The 17,016-nt window shown below is 73.5% G+C and carries 18 protein-coding genes and 1 pseudogene; 9 read left to right on the forward strand and 10 right to left on the reverse strand.

Annotation, left to right across the window (positions count from 1 at the left end):
- Positions 1-103: 103 nt before the first annotated feature.
- Complete coding sequence (locus ADJ73_RS02100) at positions 104-742, reverse strand: hypothetical protein (protein ID WP_050346895.1); 639 nt, start codon at positions 740-742, stop codon at positions 104-106.
- Positions 743-1,154: 412 nt separating this feature from the next.
- Positions 1,155-1,538, reverse strand: a pseudogene (locus ADJ73_RS17755) (hypothetical protein); the annotation flags it as partial.
- On the opposite strand from ADJ73_RS17755, the gene ADJ73_RS02105 reads away from it, so the two are divergent.
- A complete protein-coding gene (locus ADJ73_RS02105) occupies positions 1,438-2,682 on the forward strand; it encodes an MFS transporter (protein ID WP_082176673.1) in 1,245 nt (414 codons plus the stop codon). The pseudogene ADJ73_RS17755 and the gene ADJ73_RS02105 overlap by 101 nt on opposite strands.
- Before the next feature lie 91 nt (positions 2,683-2,773).
- Here ADJ73_RS02105 and ADJ73_RS02110 read toward each other — a convergent pair whose 3' ends face one another.
- Entirely contained in the window at positions 2,774-3,259 is a 486-nt protein-coding gene (locus ADJ73_RS02110; protein ID WP_050346896.1) for a DUF3817 domain-containing protein, read from the reverse strand.
- Positions 3,260-3,449: 190 nt separating this feature from the next.
- A complete protein-coding gene (locus ADJ73_RS02115) occupies positions 3,450-4,379 on the reverse strand; it encodes an ROK family protein (protein ID WP_050349194.1) in 930 nt (309 codons plus the stop codon).
- Between the two features lie 115 nt (positions 4,380-4,494).
- Here ADJ73_RS02115 and ADJ73_RS02120 point away from each other — a divergent pair, with 115 nt between their 5' ends.
- Positions 4,495-5,208, forward strand: a complete 714-nt coding sequence (locus tag ADJ73_RS02120) for an HAD family hydrolase (protein ID WP_050346897.1) — start codon at positions 4,495-4,497, stop codon at positions 5,206-5,208.
- The gene (locus ADJ73_RS02125; protein ID WP_050346898.1) at positions 5,205-7,736 is read left to right on the forward strand and encodes a glycoside hydrolase family 65 protein; all 2,532 of its coding nucleotides are present in this window, start codon (positions 5,205-5,207) and stop codon (positions 7,734-7,736) included. The genes ADJ73_RS02120 and ADJ73_RS02125 overlap by 4 nt, the downstream gene beginning before the upstream one ends.
- 30 nt (positions 7,737-7,766) lie before the next feature.
- Here the strand turns inward: ADJ73_RS02125 and ADJ73_RS02130 are convergent, their stop codons facing one another.
- A complete protein-coding gene (locus tag ADJ73_RS02130; RefSeq protein WP_050346899.1) occupies positions 7,767-8,252 on the reverse strand; it encodes a hypothetical protein in 486 nt (161 codons plus the stop codon).
- 64 nt (positions 8,253-8,316) lie between these two features.
- On the opposite strand from ADJ73_RS02130, the gene ADJ73_RS02135 reads away from it, so the two are divergent.
- Positions 8,317-8,946 (forward strand): flavin reductase family protein, encoded by a 630-nt coding sequence (locus tag ADJ73_RS02135; RefSeq protein ID WP_050346900.1) that lies wholly within the window; start codon positions 8,317-8,319, stop codon positions 8,944-8,946.
- Here the strand turns inward: ADJ73_RS02135 and ADJ73_RS02140 are convergent.
- The 5 genes from ADJ73_RS02140 to ADJ73_RS02160 all read right to left on the reverse strand — a co-directional run bounded on the left by ADJ73_RS02140 (position 8,933) and on the right by ADJ73_RS02160 (position 13,971).
- A complete protein-coding gene (locus ADJ73_RS02140) occupies positions 8,933-10,006 on the reverse strand; it encodes a hypothetical protein (protein WP_156188071.1) in 1,074 nt (357 codons plus the stop codon). The genes ADJ73_RS02135 and ADJ73_RS02140 overlap by 14 nt on opposite strands.
- Positions 10,003-10,347 (reverse strand): PadR family transcriptional regulator, encoded by a 345-nt coding sequence (locus ADJ73_RS02145; protein WP_050346902.1) that lies wholly within the window; start codon positions 10,345-10,347, stop codon positions 10,003-10,005. The genes ADJ73_RS02140 and ADJ73_RS02145 overlap by 4 nt, the downstream gene beginning before the upstream one ends.
- Positions 10,348-10,462: 115 nt before the next feature.
- Positions 10,463-11,332, reverse strand: a complete 870-nt coding sequence (locus ADJ73_RS02150) for a MaoC family dehydratase (RefSeq protein ID WP_050346903.1) — start codon at positions 11,330-11,332, stop codon at positions 10,463-10,465.
- Between the two features lie 7 nt (positions 11,333-11,339).
- Positions 11,340-12,692, reverse strand: a complete 1,353-nt coding sequence (locus ADJ73_RS02155; protein WP_050346904.1) for a 3-oxoacyl-ACP reductase — start codon at positions 12,690-12,692, stop codon at positions 11,340-11,342.
- Position 12,693: 1 nt separating this feature from the next.
- Positions 12,694-13,971 (reverse strand): acetyl-CoA C-acetyltransferase, encoded by a 1,278-nt coding sequence (locus ADJ73_RS02160; protein ID WP_050346905.1) that lies wholly within the window; start codon positions 13,969-13,971, stop codon positions 12,694-12,696.
- Positions 13,972-14,064: 93 nt separating this feature from the next.
- Between ADJ73_RS02160 and ADJ73_RS02165 the strand changes: the two genes are divergently transcribed.
- From ADJ73_RS02165 to ADJ73_RS02185, 5 genes are all read left to right on the forward strand, one after another.
- Positions 14,065-14,700, forward strand: a complete 636-nt coding sequence (locus ADJ73_RS02165) for a TetR/AcrR family transcriptional regulator (protein WP_050346906.1) — start codon at positions 14,065-14,067, stop codon at positions 14,698-14,700.
- 71 nt (positions 14,701-14,771) lie between these two features.
- Positions 14,772-15,275, forward strand: a complete 504-nt coding sequence (locus ADJ73_RS02170; protein WP_050346907.1) for a methylated-DNA--[protein]-cysteine S-methyltransferase — start codon at positions 14,772-14,774, stop codon at positions 15,273-15,275.
- A 10-nt stretch (positions 15,276-15,285) separates the two neighbouring features.
- Positions 15,286-15,783, forward strand: coding sequence for an RNA polymerase sigma factor (locus ADJ73_RS02175; RefSeq protein ID WP_050346908.1), 498 nt, complete (start codon positions 15,286-15,288; stop codon positions 15,781-15,783).
- Positions 15,776-16,411, forward strand: a complete 636-nt coding sequence (locus ADJ73_RS02180; protein ID WP_050346909.1) for a methylated-DNA--[protein]-cysteine S-methyltransferase — start codon at positions 15,776-15,778, stop codon at positions 16,409-16,411. The genes ADJ73_RS02175 and ADJ73_RS02180 overlap by 8 nt, the downstream gene beginning before the upstream one ends.
- Positions 16,408-16,998, forward strand: a complete 591-nt coding sequence (locus ADJ73_RS02185; protein ID WP_216593660.1) for a DNA-3-methyladenine glycosylase I — start codon at positions 16,408-16,410, stop codon at positions 16,996-16,998. The genes ADJ73_RS02180 and ADJ73_RS02185 overlap by 4 nt, the downstream gene beginning before the upstream one ends.
- Positions 16,999-17,016: the final 18 nt, after the last annotated feature.

Here is a 17,016-nt window from a genome sequence, read left to right on the forward strand (position 1 = left end):
AGGGAGATCTGGCGGGGCCCCCTCCCCCTGCAGGCGGAGCGCACCGCTCCCGACCTCCGTCGCTGCTGCGGGCGCAGCAAACCCCGGGCAAGACCGCCGCCGGTCAGGCGCAGTTGGGGCAGGTGCCGGACAGCGGCAGCTGCAGGAAGCAGGTCGGGCAGAAGGCCGCCTCCCGCTCCACCGGCTTGGCGGATCGTGCCGCCGGGCGCGCAGCCGGCCCCGCAGCCGGGCGGGCGGCCCGCGGCTCCCTGGGCTCGCGAGCGGCGCGAGCTGCCTTGGGAGCGCGCGAGGTCCGCGTCCCGAGCGACTCCAGCGTGGTCACCGGGTGCAGCAACGGCTGCGCGTCCTCCGGCACCGCGGGGGCGTAACGGCGGTTGCACGCCAGCCGGGCCTCCGCGGCGGCCTGCTCGCGATGGGCCGGACCGTGGGGCGGCTCCCCGAGGGCGCTGCGGACGGTGTCGTAACCGGGGCCCACGCTGCCGTTGGCCTCGACCACGAGCGAGACGAGGTCCGGCTCCTCGGCCTCGCGGGTGCGGCGCCCCACGATGGTCAGCACCTTGACCAGCCAGCTGCGGGCCGGGACGTCGGTGGTGATGCCGGATCGCTCCTGCACCCGCGCGGCCAGGTCGGCGTAGGTGATCGCGGTCTGGTGCACCGCCGCCGTCTCCATCAGGACGGCCAGGGCGTGGTCGGCCCAGATCTCGTGTCGCTGCTGCAGGCTCATCAGTCGGGGGTCGCCCATGGACCCATCATCCCAGGTCCCGCGACCACGGCCAACGCCGCACGTACGGCGCCGTGACGAAGGACGCGCGCCCCGTGGTCACGCCCCGCCTGGGCCGGCGAGCGCGAGCTGCCCCGCGACGACCACCAGCCACAGCAGCAGCGACCCCAGGAAGACCCGCTCCACGAGGCCGAAGACGGTCCGCAGCGGACGCACGACCAGCGTGACCACGACCCCCCGAGGCCAGCCAGCGTGGTCCAGCGCAGCGCCTCGAGGATCCCGCCGACGCCGCCCCACCCGGGCATCGCCGCGAGCCCCGCCGTGCCGTCGGAGGTGATCTCATACCCCACCGTGAACGACGCGACCGCGACGAGAGGTGAAGCATCCCGGTGCGGGTGCGCCGCTGCCCCTCCAGGTCGGTGGGGAAGGCCACGACCACCACCGCGAGCAGGGCGTAGGCCGCGAGCAGGGCGACGATCTCGGTGTGCCGGGACCAGCTCTGGAAGGTCGTCGCGAGCGCTGCGGCCAGCAGGGCCGACCCGACGGCGTTGGCGACCGAGGCCGCGGTCGCGAGGGGGCGATTGCGCCCGACGGCGTAGTCGCTGACGGCGTGGTGGACCGGGTGGTATCCCGACCCCACCGTGTGCAGGCGCACGAGCAGCGCCAGGCGGGCGAGCAGGACGAGGCAGGCGGCGCCGGCCAGGATCGGGGTGAGCATGTGGTGTGGCCTGGTGCTCGGCCCGATCGGGGACCGCATCGGCCGGCAGCGCACCCTCGCGCTGACCATGATCATGATGTCGCTCGCCACCGCCGCCATCGGCCTGCTGCCCACGAGCGCGCAGGTCGGCAGCTGGGCGTTCGTCGGGTTGCTGGTGTGCCGGATGGTGCAGGGCTTCTCCACCGGTGGCGAGTATGCCGGAGCCACCACCTTCGTCTCGGAGTACGCCCCGGACGCGCGCCGCGGCTTCCTCGCGAGCATCCTCGACGTGGGCTCCTACCTCGGCTTCGCGGTCGGCGCCGGCGTCGTGGCCCTGTGCCAGGTCACCCTGGGCGAGCAGACCATGCTCGGCTGGGGCTGGCGGGTGCCCTTCCTGCTGGCGCTGCCGCTCGGCGCCGTGGCCATGTACTTCCGGCTCAAGATCGAGGAGCCGCCGACCTTCGTGCAGGCCCAGGAGGTCGACACCGAGGCGCTGGACGTCGACGAGTCGCAGACCCGCCTCGGCGTGCGCGGCATCCTGCGCCACCACTGGCGCGCGATCCTCATCGCGATCGCCCTGGTCGGCGCCACCAACACGGCCGGCTACTCGCTGACCTCCTACATGCCGTCCTACCTCGAGACCACCCACGGCTACACCGCCGTGCAGTCCTCGCTGGCGACGATCCCGGCGCTCGTGGCGCTGTCCGCGGCCGTGCCCTTCGTCGGGCGGCTGTCGGACCGGATCGGCCGCAAGCCGGTCTACGCCATCGCCGTGATCTCCGCGATCGTGCTGACCGTCCCGGCCTACCTCATGATGGCCAACCGCTCGCTGGTCGCTATCGCCATGGCGATGCTGGCGTTCTCGGTGCTGTTCTACATCGCCATCTCCGCCTCGGCGCTCCCCGCGTTGTTCCCGACCGCGTCGCGCTACGGCGCCATGGCGATCGCCTACAACGTGTCGGTCTCCCTCTTCGGCGGCACCGCCCCCATGATCGGCGAGCTCCTCATCCGCCTCACGGGCGTCACCATCGCGCCGGCGTTCTACACCATCCTCTTCGCCGTGCTGGGCGGCATCGCCCTGCTCACCATGAAGGAGACGGCACGCCGACCGCTGCCCGGCTCGATGCCGACCGTGGCCTCGCCGCAGGAGGCGCGCGAGCTCGTCGCGACCCAGGACGACAACCCCGACCTGGACACCAGCGAGCTGCCCTTCGAGCAGCACGACGCCACGCGCCAGGAGCACGACGGGACGGCTCGCGCCTGACGTCTCGACCCTGCGCGGGCTCGGCCCCGCGGCGGGCTCGGCCCCGCGGCGGGCTCGGTCCCGCGGCGGGCTCGGTCCGCCGGTCCAGCGCTCAGCGCTGCGGGACCGGCGGGCCGAGCCACAGCAGCACGGCCGTGACTACGGCGACGACGACCACCGCCACGAGGACGGCCGCCAGCGGGCGAGCCAGGCCGGCGGCGACGACGCGCTCCGGGAGCGTGCGCGGCGCATCACCGCCCGAGGCATCGCCGCGCGGGGCGCCGCCCGGGGCCAGGCGCCAGCGGTCGGTGAGCAGGCGGCGGCGCTCGGCATACGACTCGAACGGCACGGTGGCGTAGGGCACCACGGCGGAGACCAACCCGAGGACCGTCGTGCCGGCCGGCCAGCGCCGGTCGACCGCGACCACGACCGTGACCAGGGCGTAGGCGAGGAAGACCACGCCGTGGACCAGGCCGCCGACGCGCACCCCCAGCTCGGTGGTGCGCGTGGCGTACTTGAGGACCATGCCGATGATCAGCAGCGTCCAGGTGACCACCTCGGCCCGGGCGAGGCGGCGGTAGAGCAGGCGGGGGCTCACGAGACTCCTTGACGTGGGTGCGGACTGCGCCGCAGACGGTGTCATGCGCTCCTGGACGTCAGCCGACCGCCGTCGTCGGTCTGCCAGCGACCACAACCCACCCCAGGGAGTGGTTGTGGTCGCCTGAAGCCCCCGGAACGACCACAACCCACCCCAGGGAGTGGTCGTGGTCGCCACGCCACCCCGCCCCTCAGCGCCCGTCCCGCCCCGCAGGCTGCAGCCCGTCGAGCCCGAGCGCCACGGCCCCGAGCACCCCCGCGTCGTCGCCCAGCCCCGGCGTCACCACGAACTCGCCTGCCCGCTCGGTGATCTCGGGCCGCCGGATGTAGCCCCCCAGCCGCTCCACCAGCGCCTCACGGGTGGCGTCCAGCATCCCGGGCAGGTGCGGCACGCCGCCGCCCACGACGATCCGTTGCGGAGCCAGCACCAGGACCAGGGCGGCGAGCACCTGCCCGACGTAGAACCCCGCGAGCCGCCCCGCCTCGGCCTGACGGTCCGGGTCCAGCAGCTCCAGGCGCGTGCCGTAGCGGTCCGCGAAGGCCGGGCCGCTCGCCATACCCTCCGCGCAGCGGCCGTGGAAGGGGCAACGGCCCTCGTAGTCGTCGTCCGGGTGAGGCTCGACGAGGATGTGCCCCATCTCGGGGTGGAGGAGGCCGTGGACGGGCCGCCCCTCGAGCACCGCGCCGCCGCCGATCCCGGTCCCGACGGTGAGGTAGACGACGGACCCGACGCCCTGCCCGGCGCCCCATCGCTGCTCGGCCAGCGCCGCGCCGTTGACGTCGGTGTCCCATCCCACGGGCAGGTCGTACCTCTCCTGCAGGAAGCCGAGCACGTCCGTGTCCTGCCAGCCCGGCTTGGGCGTGGACGTGATCGAGCCGTATGCCGCGTCCTCGGCGTCCAGGCACACCGGCCCGAACGACGCGACCCCGAGCGCCTCGATGCCCTCCCCCGCCGCGATCTGCTCGTCGAGCCACGCCGCGACCGCCTCGAGCGTCTCCTGCGGGGTGGTCGTGGGGATCACGGTGCGGGCGCGCAGGTCCTGCGGCTCCCCGGCGAGGGCGCACACGACCTTGGTGCCCCCCATCTCGATCCCCGCCACGGTGCGTCGTTGCGTCGTCATGGCACCCATGGTGCCCTGCACGAGTTCGTCACGCTGCGCGAGGGCGGCCACACGAGTGGCCGCCATTCCGTGGTGGAACGTTCAACACGGCCCGGTTCGTCGCTAGGCTCGTGTCGTGGACTGGACTCGATACGACGCTGCACTCTTCGACCTCGACGGCGTGCTCACGCCGACGGCGGTCGTGCACATGCGCGCCTGGAGCGAGATGTTCAACGCCTTCCTCGTGGGCCGGGGCATCACCAAGCCCTACACCGACGAGGACTACTTCGCCTACGTCGACGGCAAGCCCCGCTACGACGGGGTCGCGACCTTCCTCGCCTCCCGCGGCATCATCCTGCCCCAGGGCGAGCCCACCGACCCCCCGGGCACCGAGACCGTCTGCAGCCTCGGCAACAGCAAGAACGACGCCTTCCGGACCGTGCTCGAGCGCGACGGCGTGGAGCCGTATGCCGGCTCGGTGCAGCTGCTCGACCACCTTGCGGCCCGGGGCACCCGGGTGGCGGTGGTGTCCTCCTCGCAGAACGCCAGGCCGGTGCTCGCGGCCGCCGGGCTGCTCGAGCGCTTCCCCGTGGTGGTGGACGGCCTCGTCGCCCGGGCGGAAGGCCTGCCCGGCAAGCCGGCCCCCGACACCTTCCTCGCCGCCGCCGAGCAGCTCGGGGTGCCCCGGGGGCGGGCGGTCGTGCTGGAGGACGCCGAGTCCGGGGTCGCGGCGGGTCGCGCCGGGGACTTCGGGCTCGTGGTGGGGGTGGACCGCGGCGCCGGCGTGGACCGGCTGACCGAGGCCGGCGCCGACCTAGTGGTCGCCGACCTGGCGGAGCTGACGCGATGACCCCGCTGCACACGCCCTCCGACCCGCTGGACCGCACCCGCTTCCCGGTCGACCCGTGGCGGCTCGTGGAGACCGACTACTCCAGCGACGACCTCGGCACGACCGAGACGCTCTTCGCCGTCGGCAACGGCTACCTCGGCATGCGGGGCAACCCGCCCGAGGGTCGCGAGGCGCACACCCACGGCACCTTCATCAACGGGTTCCACGAGACCTGGGACATCCGGCACGCCGAGCAGGCCTTCGGCTTCGCCAAGGTCGGCCAGACCATCGTCAACGTCCCCGACTCCAAGCTGATGAAGCTCTACATCGACGACGAGCCGCTGCTGCTGCCGGTCGCCGACCTCGTCAGCTATGAGCGGGCCCTGGACTTCCGCACCGGCATGCTGACCCGCTCGGTCGAGGTGCGCACCGCCTCCGGCAAGCGGGTCCAGGTGGACTCCACGCGGATGGTGAGCTTCACCGAGCGGCACCTGGTGCTGATGACGCTGCAGGTCACCATGCTCGAGGGCGACGCGCCGATCGTGGTGTCCAGCCAGATCATCAACCGGCAGGACGGCAAGGACGAGTACCACGTCCAGTCCGCCGCCATGGGTGAGGGCCGCGACCCGCGCAAGGCCGGGACCTTCTCCGACCGGGTGCTCCAGCCGCAGTCCCACTGGCACAGTGACCGCCGGATGATCCTCGGCTACCGCACCGCCCGGTCCCGGATGACCCTCGCGGTGGGGGCGGACCACGTCATCGACACCGACGCCGACTTCGAGGAGCTCATCGACAGCGACGAGGACCGCGGTCGCAAGATCTACCGCGTCAACGCCAAGGAGGGGCAGACGGTCACCATCACCAAGGCCGTCAGCTACCACACCTCCCGCGGCGTGCCGGTCCGCGAGCTCGTCGACCGCTGCCGGCGCACCCTGGACCGGGTCCGCGAGCACGGCGCCGACTTCTACGTCGAGCAGCAGCGGGAGTGGATGGACCGTTACTGGGCCAACACCGACGTCGAGATCGAGGGGCACCCGGCGCTGCAGCAGGCGGTGCGCTGGAGCCTCTTCCAGCTCGCCCAGGCGTCGGCGCGCGCGGACCAGCTGGGGATCGCCGCCAAGGGCGTCACCGGCTCCGGCTACGAGGGGCACTACTTCTGGGACACCGAGATCTACGTGCTCCCGTTCCTCGTCTACACCTCCCCCGAGGTGGCCCGCAACGCGCTGCGCGCCCGCATCCAGATGCTGCCCAAGGCCCGCGAGCGCGCGCGTGACCTCTCCCAGCGGGGCGCGCTCTTCCCGTGGCGCACCATCAACGGCGAGGAGGCCTCGGCCTACTACGCCGCCGGCACCGCGCAGTACCACATCGACGCGGACGTGGCCTACGCCTTCAGCAAGTTCCACGACGTGACGGGGGACGTGGGCTTCATGGCCCGCGACGGCGTCGACGTGCTCGTCGAGACGGCGCGGATGTGGGCGGATCTCGGCTTCTGGCGGCAGAACGGCGAGCGGTCCTTCCACATCCACGGCGTGACCGGGCCCGACGAGTACACCACCGTCGTCAACAACAACCTCTTCACCAACGTCATGGCCCGCGACAACCTCGCTCGCGCGGCGCAGGCGGTCCGCCAGCTGGAGCAGGACGAACCGGCCGGTCATGCCCGGCTCGTGCGGCGGCTGTCGCTGCAGCCGGGCGAGGTCGAGGAGTGGGAGGACTGCGCGGCGGGGATGACCATCCCCTACGACGAGACGTTGGGCATCCATCCGCAGGACGACCACTTCCTGGACCGGGAGGTGTGGGACCTGTCGCGCACCGACCCGGCCAAGCGCCCGCTGCTGCTGCACTACCACCCGCTGGTCATCTACCGCTTCCAGGTGCTCAAGCAGGCCGACGTGGTGCTCGCGACCTTCCTGCAGGGCGACCGCTTCACCCTGGAGGAGAAGCGCCGCGACTTCGACTACTACGACCCCATCACGACGGGCGACTCGACGCTGTCCGCCGTGGTGCAGGCGATCATGGCGGCCGAGGTCGGCTACGCCGACATGGCCCTGAAGTACTTCTACAACGGCCTCTTCGTCGACCTCGCCGACCTGCACCGCAACACCTCCGACGGGGTGCACATCGCCTCCGCGGGCGGCGTGTGGCACGCGCTGGTCTACGGCTTCGCGGGGATGCGCGACTACCAGGGCAACCTGACCTTCGACCCCCGGCTGCCCGCCGACTGGCCGCAGCTGACCTTCCCGATCCGGGTCCGCGGGGTGCGGGTCCGCGTCACCGTGCGGCAGTCCTCGATCTCCTTCGAGATCGAGGAGGGCGAGCGGGTGGACCTCGAGGTGCGCGGCGAGCCGTATGCCGTCACCGCCGGCTCCCCCCTCACCGTCCCGCTGCACGGCCAGGGCGAGCGCCTCAAGAGCCTGGAGGGGACCCACCCGGTCATCGGTGACGTGCGCGCCGACGGCACCGTCATCACCGCCGGTGTCCCCGACCCGGACCAGTGGCAGCCCCAGCCGATGCTCGTCGACGACGAGGGCCCGCGCGTCGCCGGCTAGTCGGCGGCGCCCTGTCGGTCGTCCTGGGTCCTAGCGGGACAGGTCGGCGAGGAGGGCCTCGCGCTGCTCCGCCGGCATCGCGTCGGCGGGCACCGGCGTGCGGGTGCTGTCCCTGCGCTCCAGCACCAGCACGTCCCCGCTGACCCGTGCCCGGCGAAACCGGTCGAGGGGGTGCTCGGTCCCGGAGAGCGGGAACCTCACGAGCCGGGCGGTGGCGTCATACCGGACCGCGAAGCGTTCCTGGCGCCCCAGCGCCCGGGTGACCGTGCGGCGACGGCCCACGTCGGCAGCCAGCAGCACGGCGGCGAGGACCACGGGCGCGAGCGCGAGCCACCACCCGACCCGGCCGCCGGACAGGGCCACGGCGATCGCTGCGGCCGCGGCGAGCACCAGCAGGACCACCTCGAGCACGCGGGCCTTGCGGCGGGTCGGGCCGTCGACGGCCTCGGCGAGGCGGCCCACGAGGTCGGGCGTCGCCGTCACGACCGGGCCGCCGTCGTGGTCGAGGATCTCCATGGCGACGACTCTAGCGAGGCGCCGCGGGACGTCGCCCGGCCCCGGGCGTGCCTAGGGTGGCGCCATGCGCATGGACTATCCCGTGACCGGCGACGGCGCCCTGACCACCCGGTCGCTCTACGGCCTGCTGACCTCCGTCGTCGTGCCCCGCCCCATCGCCTGGGTGACCTCCCGCTCGGCGGCGGGCGTCGACAACCTGGCGCCGCACTCGTTCTTCACGGTCGCGTGCGTCGACCCGCCGATGGTGCAGTTCACCTCGGTGGGCGTGAAGGACACCCTGCGCAACGTGCGCGAGACCGGGGAGTTCGTGGTGCACCTGCTCGGCGAGCGGCACCTCGAGGTCGGCAACGCCTCCGGCACCGACTACCCGCCGGAGGTCAGCGAGCTGGACGCCCTGGGTCTGGAGCGGGAGCCGAGCGCCAGCGTCGCGGTGCCCCGGCTGGCCGCCTCGCCGGTCGCGATCGAGTGCCGGCTGCACGCCGCCCTCACCCTCGGCGACTCGACGCTGGTGATCGGCGCGGTGCAGCACGTCGCGGTGGACGAGGCGGTGCTCGACCTCGAGCGGCCGGAGCGCCCGCACGCCCGGGTCAGCGACCTGGCCCCGCTCGCCCGGCTCGGCCGCGACGAGTGGGGCACGGTCGGCAGGGTGCTCGAGATCAAGCGAATCCCTTACTCCCGCATCAGCGGTCACTGACGGGACCGGACCGCACCAGCTCGCGGTAGCGCCAGCAGACGCGCGCCGCCTCGACGACGAGGATCAGCAGGAGCAGGCTCCGCCACCCGATGGTCCAGGCGGACGCACCGCCGAGCCCGGCGTCCAGCAGCAGCCACACCCAGATCCCGAGCAGGGCGAGCCGCGCGACCACACCCCGTCGGGCCCGCACGCGGGGGTTGCGCGCGATCCGCTGCGCATAGGCCCCGGGCGCCCCGAACTCCTCGTCCAGGGTCGAGCCGGCCTGCGCCGCGTGCGCCCGCGCCTCCTCGGTGATGGTGCGGACGCGGTCCTCCGTCACGTCGCCGCGGGACCGCAGGAGCCGGGCCAGCTCGGCGGTCCAGTCGTCGTCCGGCAGTCGGCGACGGCTCGAGATGACCGCGGCAGGGCGGTCCGGGACGGCCCTGCCGAGCACCCAGGCGAGCCCGGCATACCCGGCCGCCAGGGGGACGAGCCACAGCACGGAGGCCTGGGCGACCGGGTGGGGGTTGCCGACCGCGAAGACCAGGGCGATGGCGACGGCGCAGACCAGCACCGTGCCCACCGCCGCGGCGACGGCGGCGCGGCGGCGCCGCAGCAGCCGCTCGTAGGTCCACAGGCCGAGCAGAGCGGCGGCGGACACGGTGAAGGGCATGGTGATCAGGCCGACCGTGTAGGTCACCTGCCAGTCCCCGGACAGCGCGTGCACGACGCCCAGCAGGAGGGTGAGGACGACCGCCCCGACCGAGGCCACGAGCGGGACGTCGCGCAGCTGCGCACCGGTGTCATCGGTGACGTCCACGCCCTCCTCGACCCACCGCGCCCGCTGGTCGGCGGCCCACTCGTCGGCCGAGCCGTACAGCTCCCCCGGCGCCTCCCCGGACTCGCGGACCAGGTCCAGCGCCTGGTCCAGCGCCCGGGCGGCCGCGGCGGAGCGCACGTCCTCGCGGAAGAGGCAGGCATAGGCCCGCTCGGCCCAGGCCCGGTCGTCGGCGCTCCCCCGCGCCTCGTGGAAGCCGTCGAGGACGGCGAGGACGTCTGGTTGCCGCGTGCTGCTCATCATCGTTCCCCCTTCGTGGCGAGCCGCACGAGGGTGGCCTGCAGGTCCCTTAGCGCGGCGAGGTCGTCGGCGAGGCGGGCCCTGCCCTGCTCGGTCAGCGTGTAGCTGCGCCGGCCGGGCCCGCTCTCGCCGGGGGTCCACGTGGTCGTGACGTCACCGCGCTCCTCGAGCCGAGCGAGCACGGGATAGAGCGAACCCCCCTTGAGACGGCCGAGCCCCGCAGCCTCCAGCGACGCCGCGACGGCGTAGCCGTGGCCCGGTCCGGAGCTGAGCACACCCAGGATCGCGGGCTCCAGGAGGGCCCGCACCCACGGGAGCGGCCAGCGCGAGATGTCGTCCGTCACGTATCTAAGTACACGCCATATCTAGATACGACGCAAGGCGCCCGCCGCGCCGGCACATGCCGCGGGGCGCCCCTGATGTCATCAGGAGCGCCCCGCGGGATGGTGGTGGTGACCCTCAGGCGTCGAGCGTGGCGACCAGGTGGACCGTCTCCGGGCGCGAGGCCGACCGCAGCACCGCCAGCTGCGGGGACACGGATCGGTCCACCACGAGCTCGACGGTCGTCGGCAGCAGCACCGGCTTGCGGAACCACACGTGGGACCGGCTCGGGCCGGTGCTCTGCGGGCCGAGCGCGGCGAGCGTGCGCGCCCCGGTCCACATGCCGTGCGCGATGGCCCGCGGGAAGCCCATCGCCCGGGCCGTCCACGGGTGCAGGTGGATCGGGTTGACGTCCCCGGAGACCGCGGCATAGCGACGGCCCAGGTCAGCCGCCAACGGCCAGCGGGCACACCCGACCCCTTCCCGTATGCCGGGAGCCTCACGCCCCCTGTCGGCGGTGGCGTCGCCGCGTCCGCGCTGCAGGTAGGTGCTGGTCTCGCGCCATACGGTCTCGCCGTCCGCCTCGAGCAGGGTGACCAGGTCGACGGTGCGGCCCTTGGGGTGGGGGCGCAGCGCCTCGGCCCAGACGGTCACGTCGACGGTGTCGTCGGCGGTGAGGGTCCGGTGCACGGTGGTGGCGTTCTCCACGTGCACCAGACCGGGCATGGGCAGCGGGAAGTCCTTGTCGGACATGATCTTTGCAGCCAGCGGGAAGCCCAGCAGGTGCGGGTAGGCGTGCGGCAGCACGTCCCCGACGGGCGCCTCCACGAGCCGCTGGTAGCGCGCCAGGTGGTCGCGGTCGACCTGCACGCCCCGGCGGACCAGGCGCCGGGGGGCGAGGTCGCCACTGCGGCCCCGGGCCGTGAGGGCGCCCCGGGCGAGCGAGCGCACCAGCGACGGCGCCCCGGAGATCTCCTGCGTGGCGACGGCAGGCTGATCGGTCGTCATGCGGCGCTCACGCCCCGATCATGTTCTGGCCGCAGACCCGCACGACCTGCCCCGTCACGCCCGCGGAGGCGGGCTGCGCGAGCCAGGCGATGGTGTCGGCGACGTCGACGGGCAGGCCGCCCTGCTGCAGCGAGGACAGCCGGCGGGCCGCCTCCCGCGTCGCGAAGGGCATCTTGGCGGTCATCTCGGTCTCGATCAGGCCGGGCGCCACGCCGGTCACCGTGATGCCACGCTCGGACAGTGACGGCGCGAGGGCGGACACCAGACCGATGATGGCGGCCTTGGTCGCCGAGTAGTTGGTCTGGCCGCGGTTGCCCGCGTAGCCGGACTGGGAGGACAGGCAGATGATGCGCCCGCCCTCGCCGAGGCCGCCCTCGCCGAGCAGCGCCTCGTTGATCGCGAGGATCGACTGCAGGTTGACGGCCATCACGCTGTCCCAACGAGACTCGTCCATGTTGACGAAGAGCTTGTCCCGGGTGATGCCGGCGTTGTGGACCACGATGTCGAGACCGCCGTGGCGGCTGCGGGCGTGGTCGACGATGCGGCGACCCGCGTCGGGTGCCGTGACGTCGAGCTGCAGGGCGGTGCCGCCCACCTCGCCCGCGACCGTGGCGAGGGCGTCGCCGGCGGCCGGGACGTCGACGCACACGACGGTCGCGCCGTCCCGGTGCAGGGTGCGGGCGATGGCCGCGCCGATGCCCCGGGCAGCGCCCGTGACCACGGCGACGGTGCCGGCGAGCGGCTTGTCGACGGACGGGTTCGGCTGGGCCGCAGCGTCGCTGACGCGCACCGTCTGGCCGTCGACGAAGGCCGACCGCCCCGAGAGGAAGAAGCGCACGGCCTCACCCACGTTGGCCCGGGCCTGGTCCCCCACCTCGGCGGCGGGGCCGAGGACGAGGTTGGCCGTGGCGCCCGCGCGGAGCTCCTTGGCCAGGGAGCGGGTGAACCCGTCGAGGGCCCGCTGGGTCGCGACGTGCACCGGGTCGGCGAGGTGGGTGTGGTCGGTGCCGACGACGACGACGCGGGCGTTGCGACCGAGCTTCTTGACGGCTGGGGCCCCGAGCTCGCGCAGCCGGGCCAGCTCCTCGGGGCGGCGAGCCGCGGCGAGGTCGAGCACGACGCCGCCGAGCCGGCCGTCGCCGAACTCCTCGAGGGCGGAGATCGCCGAGACGCCGGCGGTCGTCAGCAGGGCGCGCAGGCTCTTGGCATACGGCCCGTCACCGGCGACGAGGACCGGTGACTCGCAGAGGATCTGGCCCGGCTCGTAGCGGCGCAGCCGCACCGGGGCGGGCAGACCGAGCCGCTTGGCGAGGTTCTTGCCGAAGGGGGTGTTGATGAAGTCGGAGTACTGGTCAGCCATCTCAGGCCTCCACGATCGCGACGACGCCCTGGCCACCGGCCGCGCAGATGGAGATCAGGCCGCGGCCCGAGCCCCGCTCGTGGAGCATCTTGGCGAGGCTGGCGAGGATGCGACCACCGGTGGCCGCGAAGGGGTGGCCCGCCGCGAGGGACGAGCCGTTGACGTTGAGCTTGCTCCGGTCGATCGAGCCGAGCGGCGTGTCCAGACCGAGTCGCTCGCGGCAGAACTCCTCGTCCTCCCAGGCCTTCAGCGTGGCGAGGACGGTCGAGGCGAAGGCCTCGTGGATCTCGTAGAAGTCGAAGTCCTGCAGGGTCAGGCCGTGGCGCGCGAGGAGGCGCGGGACGGCGTAGACCGGCGCCATGAGCAGGCCCTCGTCGCCGTGGACGTAGTCGACCGCGGCGGTCTCCCCGTCGACGAACCACGCGAGCGGCTCGAGCCGGTGCTCCCGGGCCCAGTCCTCGCTGGACAGCAGGACCACGGACGCGCCGTCGGTGAGCGGGGTCGAGTTGCCGGCCGTCATGGTCGCGCCCTCCCCCTTGCCGAAGACCGGCTTGAGGGTCGCGAGCTTGTCCACGGTGGAGCCGGGGCGCAGGTTGGTGTCCTTGGTGACCCCGAGGTAGGGCGTCATGAGGTCGTCGAAGAAGCCGCGGTCGTAGGCGGCGGCGAGGTTGCGGTGGGAGGCGGCGGCCAGCTCGTCCTGGTCCTCGCGGGTGATGCCCCACCGCTTGGCAGTGATGGCCATGTGGTCGCCCATGCCGAGACCGGTGCGGGGCTCGGCGGTCTGCGGGGCGACGGGCTGCAGGTGCTGGGGGCGCAGCCCGGCGAGAGCCTTGGCCCGCTGCACGGGGGTCTTGGCGCGCATCGCGGCGAGGAGGGCGGTGCGCAGACCCTCCGTCACGACGATGGGGGCGTCGGAGGTCGTGTCGACGCCGCCGGCGATGCCGGCGTCGATCTGCCCGAGGGCGATCTTGTTGCTGACGAGGATCGCGGCCTCCAGGCCGGTGCCGCAGGCCTGCTGCAGGTCGTAGGCGGGCGTCTGGGGCGACAGGCGCGAGCCGAGGACCGACTCGCGGACCAGGTTGAAGTCGCGGCTGTGCTTGATCACGGCGCCGGCGGCGACCTCGCCGAGCCGCTCGCCGGCCAGGCCGTAGCGGGCGACCAGGCCGTCGAGCGCGGCGGTCAGCATGTCCTGGTTGGAGGCCTTGGCGTAGGGGCCGTTGGACCGGGCGAAGGGGATGCGGTTGCCACCGAGGATGGCGACGCGGCGCGTGCTCGTCATGGGTGCTCCTGTGCGAGATGGGTCTGACGCTGCCGCCAATCTAACCGATACCTGCAGTACCCGATACCGTGGTCACCTGATAATTTCAGCCGTATGACGAGCGCCACGCCCCCGCCCGACGCCCGGGTCGACGGCCGCGCCTCCCGGTGGGAGGAGCACCGCCGCCAGCGCCGCGTCGAGCTCGTCGACCACACTGTGCGGGCCATCCGCCGCCACGGCGCCGGGGTGGGGCTGGACGACATCGCGGCCCAGGCGGGGACCAGCAAGACGGTGCTCTACCGCCACTTCGAGGACCGCACGGGGCTCTACCGCGCCGTCACCGAGCGCGTCGAGGGGCAGATCGTCGGGCGGGTGCGGTCCTCGGTGACCGCCGACGCCTCCCCCCGCGAGGTCCTGGAGTCCGTGATCGACGCCTACCTCGGGCTGGTCGAGCGCGACCCGGAGCTGTACCGCTTCGTCATCCGGCGCCCCCTGGTCGACGGCCCGCTCGACGACGACCCGGTGCCCGGGATCACCAGCCAGGTCGCGGACACCATCGCCGGCGTGCTCGGCGGCTCGACCCCGGCGGGGGTCGCGCACCTGTGGGCGGTCGCGCTGGTGGGGTCGGTGCAGGCGTGCGCCGACGACTGGCTCGCCGCGGACGCTTCGTCGAGGCTGAGCCGCTCCGAGCTGACGCGTCAGCTCGCCGACCTGGCGTGGCACGGCGTCGCGCAGACCTACCGCAGCTAGCGAGCCGGACCTCACGGATCGGGGTCGTGAGGCGTCTACCGTGTGTGGACAGCCCCAGCCCGAGGAGCAGCATGCGTCGCCATACGATCATCGACAGCCCGGTCGGGCCACTGACCGCCGTCGCGGACGACGAGGCGCTGATCGCGATCTACTTCGAGCGGCACGGGCGCGCCCCCGCCGTCACCGAGCATGGCGAGCGCACCGACGACCACCCCGTCCTGGCGGCGGCGCGGGACCAGCTCGCCGACTACTTCGCCGGCCGACGCACGGGCTTCGACCTGCCGCTCGCGCCACGGGGCGACGCCTTCCAGCAGCGGGTCTGGGCGCAGCTGCGCGAGATCCCCTACGGCCAGACGCGGTCCTACGGCCAGCTCGCGCGGGCCCTCGGTCAGCCCGGCGCGGCCCAGGCGGTCGGCAACGCCAACGGCGCCAACCCCCTCTCCATCGTCGTCCCCTGCCACCGCGTGATCGGGTCCGACGGGTCCCTGACCGGCTACGCGGGCGGGCTGGAGCGCAAGCGCTGGCTCCTCGCCCACGAGGAACCCGCCGCCGCGTCGTCCGGTCGCCTCTTCTGACAGGGCCCGTATGCCGCGCTCCCGCCCCTTCGACCGCGTGGTCACCGACCACGGGGCCACCGTCCTGCGGGTCTGCCGCGCCGTGCTGGGACCCGACGACGCGGACGACGCCTGGTCGGACACCTTCCTCGCCGCGCTGCAGGCCTGGGAGGCACTCCCCGACGACGCCAACGTCGAGGCCTGGCTGGTCACCATCGCGCACCGCAAGGCCATCGACGTCACCCGGCGTCGGCAGCGTCAGGCGGTGCCCGTGCCGGAGGTCCCGGACGGCGTCGTGGCGCACGGGGATCCGCAGGACCGCCACCCGGACCTGTGGTCGGCGATGGCCGGGCTGACCCTGCGGCAGCGGCAGGCCGTGGCCTACCACCACCTGGCCGGGCTGCCGCACGCCGAGGTCGCGGCGATCCTCGGCAGCACCCCGGCCGCCGCGCGGCGCGCCTGCGCCGACGGCATCGCGGCGCTCCGCCGCACCTATCCCCTGCTGCCCGAGGAGGACTCGGATGACTGACCTCACCACCCTCGACATCGTCGACCCGGCCCACCTTGCGCTGCTGCGTGACCGGCTCGCCGAAAGCGCCCACGCCACAAGCGATCTCGACGTGCGTCACCGGGACGTGGACTCCCCCTTCGGACCCCTGCTCGTCGCGTCGACGGCACGCGGGGTGGCCCGGGTCGCCTTCGCCGGCGAGGACCACGAGGCGGTGCTGGACTCGTTGGCGGCGGCGCTGGGACCCCGTGTGCTGCAGGCGCGCTCGTCGCTGGATGACGTCGCCCGCGAGCTCGACGAGTACTTCACGGGTGCCCGCACCTCCTTCACCACCCCGGTGGACCTGGTGCTGGCCAAGGGATTTCGGCGAGAGGTCCTGGGTCACCTGCGCGAGATCCCCTACGGGAGCACAGAGTCGTATGCCGTCGTCGCCACCGCCTCCGGCAGCCCCCGCGCCGTGCGGGCCGTCGGGACGGCCTGCGCCACCAACCCGGTCCCGCTGCTCGTGCCCTGCCATCGAGTGGTGCGCAGCGACGGTACGCCCGGCGCCTACCGTGGTGGCGCGGAGGCCAAGCGGTGGCTGCTGGCCCTCGAGCACGCGGCGGGCGAGCAGCGGGCGCGGCATACGGCGAAGGGCGGATCCCGTTGAGCGACATCGTGATCGGTGAGGACGGACTGGCGCGGCCCCCGTGGGCGGCCACCGACCCGCTGCTGCGGGAGTACTACGACACCGAGTGGGGGATGCCGGTCCGCGACGAGCGCGGGGTCTTCGAGCGGCTGAGCCTGGAGGCCTTCCAGTCCGGGCTGTCCTGGGCGACGATCCTGCGCAAGCGGCCCGCCTTCCGCAGCGCCTTCGCGGAGTTCGACCCCGATGTCGTCGCGACCTTCGGCGAGGACGACGTCGAGCGGCTGATGAGCGACGCCGGCATCGTCCGCAACCGCCGCAAGATCGAGGCGACCATCACCAACGCCGCGGCAACCCTCGCGCTGCGCGACGAGGGCGGGCTGGCCGAGCTCGTCTGGTCATTCCGGCCGGCCACGACCTCCGAGCCGAAGACCCTCACCGAGATCCCCACGACGTCACCGGAGTCCGTGGCGCTGTCGCGAGCGCTGAAGGGCCGGGGCTTCCGGTTCGTCGGGCCCACGACCATGCACGCCCTGATGGAGGCGCTGGGGATCGTCGACACCCACCTGGTCGACAGCCACCGGCGCGGTTCCTCGGGGATCTGGGACTAGGCCCTGGTCCGGGGTCGC

Source organism: Arsenicicoccus sp. oral taxon 190, assembly GCF_001189535.1.
Lineage (GTDB): Bacteria > Actinomycetota > Actinomycetes > Actinomycetales > Dermatophilaceae > Arsenicicoccus.

What these genes read in the sequence shown, in the direction of transcription:
- ADJ73_RS02100 (WP_050346895.1), bottom strand. Translation starts at nt 742, where the DNA reads ATGGGCGACCCCCGACTGATGAGCCTGCAGCAGCGACACGAGATCTGG.
- ADJ73_RS02105 (WP_082176673.1), top strand. Translation starts at nt 1,438, where the DNA reads ATGTGGTGTGGCCTGGTGCTCGGCCCGATCGGGGACCGCATCGGCCGG.
- ADJ73_RS02115 (WP_050349194.1), bottom strand. Translation starts at nt 4,379, where the DNA reads ATGACGACGCAACGACGCACCGTGGCGGGGATCGAGATGGGGGGCACC.
- ADJ73_RS02125 (WP_050346898.1), top strand. Translation starts at nt 5,205, where the DNA reads ATGACCCCGCTGCACACGCCCTCCGACCCGCTGGACCGCACCCGCTTC.
- ADJ73_RS02130 (WP_050346899.1), bottom strand. Translation starts at nt 8,252, where the DNA reads ATGGAGATCCTCGACCACGACGGCGGCCCGGTCGTGACGGCGACGCCC.
- ADJ73_RS02135 (WP_050346900.1), top strand. Translation starts at nt 8,317, where the DNA reads ATGCGCATGGACTATCCCGTGACCGGCGACGGCGCCCTGACCACCCGG.
- ADJ73_RS02140 (WP_156188071.1), bottom strand. Translation starts at nt 10,006, where the DNA reads ATGATGAGCAGCACGCGGCAACCAGACGTCCTCGCCGTCCTCGACGGC.
- ADJ73_RS02150 (WP_050346903.1), bottom strand. Translation starts at nt 11,332, where the DNA reads ATGACGACCGATCAGCCTGCCGTCGCCACGCAGGAGATCTCCGGGGCG.
- ADJ73_RS02155 (WP_050346904.1), bottom strand. Translation starts at nt 12,692, where the DNA reads ATGGCTGACCAGTACTCCGACTTCATCAACACCCCCTTCGGCAAGAAC.
- ADJ73_RS02160 (WP_050346905.1), bottom strand. Translation starts at nt 13,971, where the DNA reads ATGACGAGCACGCGCCGCGTCGCCATCCTCGGTGGCAACCGCATCCCC.
- ADJ73_RS02165 (WP_050346906.1), top strand. Translation starts at nt 14,065, where the DNA reads ATGACGAGCGCCACGCCCCCGCCCGACGCCCGGGTCGACGGCCGCGCC.
- ADJ73_RS02170 (WP_050346907.1), top strand. Translation starts at nt 14,772, where the DNA reads ATGCGTCGCCATACGATCATCGACAGCCCGGTCGGGCCACTGACCGCC.
- ADJ73_RS02175 (WP_050346908.1), top strand. Translation starts at nt 15,286, where the DNA reads ATGCCGCGCTCCCGCCCCTTCGACCGCGTGGTCACCGACCACGGGGCC.
- ADJ73_RS02180 (WP_050346909.1), top strand. Translation starts at nt 15,776, where the DNA reads ATGACTGACCTCACCACCCTCGACATCGTCGACCCGGCCCACCTTGCG.